Source organism: Pseudonocardia sp. SID8383 (assembly GCF_009864975.1).
GTDB classification, from domain to species: Bacteria; Actinomycetota; Actinomycetes; order Mycobacteriales; family Pseudonocardiaceae; genus Pseudonocardia; species Pseudonocardia alni.
The window spans coordinates 1-2,129 of the sequence record NZ_WWFY01000491.1 but is presented as its reverse complement, the minus strand read 5'-3'; the positions used below and the strand labels follow the sequence as shown (position 1 = coordinate 2,129).

General features: G+C 76.5%; 2 protein-coding genes and 1 pseudogene. All 3 read left to right on the top strand.

From position 1 onward, the window contains the following. The first annotated feature begins 138 nt into the window (after positions 1-138). Complete coding sequence (locus GTW08_RS12085; protein ID WP_073575723.1) at positions 139-1,197, top strand: NAD-dependent epimerase/dehydratase family protein; 1,059 nt, start codon at positions 139-141, stop codon at positions 1,195-1,197. A gap of 78 nt (positions 1,198-1,275) precedes the next feature. Continuing rightward, the gene (locus GTW08_RS12080) at positions 1,276-1,923 is read left to right on the top strand and encodes a glycosyltransferase family 2 protein (protein WP_073575722.1); all 648 of its coding nucleotides are present in this window, start codon (positions 1,276-1,278) and stop codon (positions 1,921-1,923) included. Next, positions 1,920-2,129: pseudogene (locus GTW08_RS12075) on the top strand (glycosyltransferase); the annotation flags it as partial. The gene GTW08_RS12080 and the pseudogene GTW08_RS12075, both read left to right, overlap by 4 nt.

Below are 2,129 nucleotides of genomic sequence, written 5' to 3'. Positions count from 1 at the left end.
CGGCCTGGCGCTGGCCGCGGCCGAGACCTGGGACGGGAGCCGCGGCTCCGGGGCCGGACCGCGCGACGACCCGGCCGGCGCCGCGGACGGGGACGGGCGGTGGGCGGGCGGGACCGGTACGCCCTAGCGTCTGCGGGCATGCGCGTCCTCGTCACCGGCGGTGCCGGATTCATCGGGTCCCACGTCGCCGACCGCTTCGTCGCGGACGGCCACGAGGTCGTCCTGTTCGACGCGCTGCTGCCGCAGGCGCACGGCGGCGAGGCCCCGGAGCTGGACCACGAGCTGGTACGCGGCGACGTGCGCGACGCCGACACCCTGTCCCGGCTCCTGCCGGGGGTGGACGCGGTCTGCCACCAGGCCGCCATGGTCGGGCACGGTGTCTCCCCCGCCGACGCCCCCGACTACGCCTCCCACAACGACCTCGGCACCGCGGTGCTGCTGGCGCAGATGCACGCCGCGAAGGTGGACCGGCTCGTGCTGGCCGGGTCGATGGTCGTCTACGGGGAGGGCCGCTACGACTGCCCCGACCACGGCGTCGTCCGGCCCGGGCCGCGTGCGCTCGACGACATCGACGCCGGCCGCTACGAGCCCCGCTGCCCGGAGTGCGGCAAGGACCTCGAGTCCGGCCTCGTCCCGGAGTCCGCGCCGGTCGACCCGCGCAGCACCTACGCCGCCACCAAGCTCGCCCAGGAGCACCTCGCGAGCGCCTGGGCCCGCCAGACCGGCGGGACGGTGTGGTCGCTGCGCTACCACAACGTCTACGGCCCGCGGATGCCCCGCGACACCCCGTACGCGGGCGTCGCGTCGATCTTCCGGTCCTCGCTGGAGCGCGGTGAGGCGCCGCGGGTGATGGAGGACGGCCGGCAGCGCCGGGACTTCGTGCACGTCACCGACGTCGCGGCCGCCAACGCCGCCGCACTCGTCGCCGACCCGGAGCCGACCGGCTTCGGCGCCGCGAACGTCTGCTCCGGCGAGCCGCACACCATCGGCGACCTCGCCGCCGAGCTGGCCCGCGCGATGGACGGCCCCGAGCCCGAGATCGTCGGCGGCGCCCGGCCCGGCGACGTGCGCCACGTCGTCGCCGATCCGGCCTACGCGGCGGCCCGGCTGGGCTTCCGCGCCCGGACCACCTTCACCGACGGGGTGACGGCGTTCGCGACCGACCCGCTCCGTTCACCGATCACCACGAACCGCTGAGGGGCGCCGTTCGAACCTCCTGCGGGACCCTCCCGCATTCGGCGGGCGGTGGACCGGCGGAGAGGTGAAGATCGCGACGTGCACCCGGAGATCGTCCTGCCGTGCCTCGACGAGGCGGAGGCGCTGCCGTATGTCCTGAAGCGGATGCCCGACGACTGGCCGGTGATCGTCGTCGACAACGGGTCGACCGACGACACCGCGGCCGTCGCGCGCGGGCACGGGGCGCGGGTGGTCGTCGAACCGCGTCGCGGCTACGGCGCGGCCGTGCACGCCGGGCTGGAGGCGGCCAGCGGTGAGCTCGTGGCCTTCCTCGACGGCGACGGCTCCCTCGACGCCGACGTGCTGCCCGGCATGGCCGAGACCGTCGCGTCCGGCCGCGCCGACATCGCCGTCGGACGGCGGGTCCCCGACACGGTCGGTGTGTGGCCCTGGCACGCCCGCGCGGCGAACGCGGTGATCGCCGGGATGCTGCGGACCCGAGGGGTCCCGGTGCACGACATCGCCCCGATCCGGGTCGCACGCCGGCAGGCGCTGCTGGACCTGCGGATCGAGGACCGGGCGTTCGGCTACCCGCTGGAGCTGCTGCTGCGGGCGGGCCGGGCGGGCTGGCGGTTCGACGAGATCCCGGTCGCCTACTCCCGGCGTGCCGGCGGGCGGTCCAAGGTCTCCGGCTCGGTCAAGGGCACCGTCCGGGCCGGGCGCGACATGATCCGGCTGCTGCGATGACCGGCCCCGTCACCACCGTCGTCCTCGCGAAGGCACCCGAGCCGGGCCGGGTCAAGACGAGGCTGTGCCCGCCCGCGACGCCCGAGCTCGCCGCGGCGATCGCCTCGGCGGCGCTGCTCGACACCCTCGACGCCGCCGCCGGGGTGGCCGGGGACACCGTCGTCGCGCTGACCGGGGACCGGGCCGCCGCCGTCGGCGCGGCCGAT

Excerpts from the sequence above, each read along its gene's own strand:
- GTW08_RS12085 (WP_073575723.1), top strand. The coding sequence starts at position 139 with ATGCGCGTCCTCGTCACCGGCGGTGCCGGATTCATCGGGTCCCACGTC.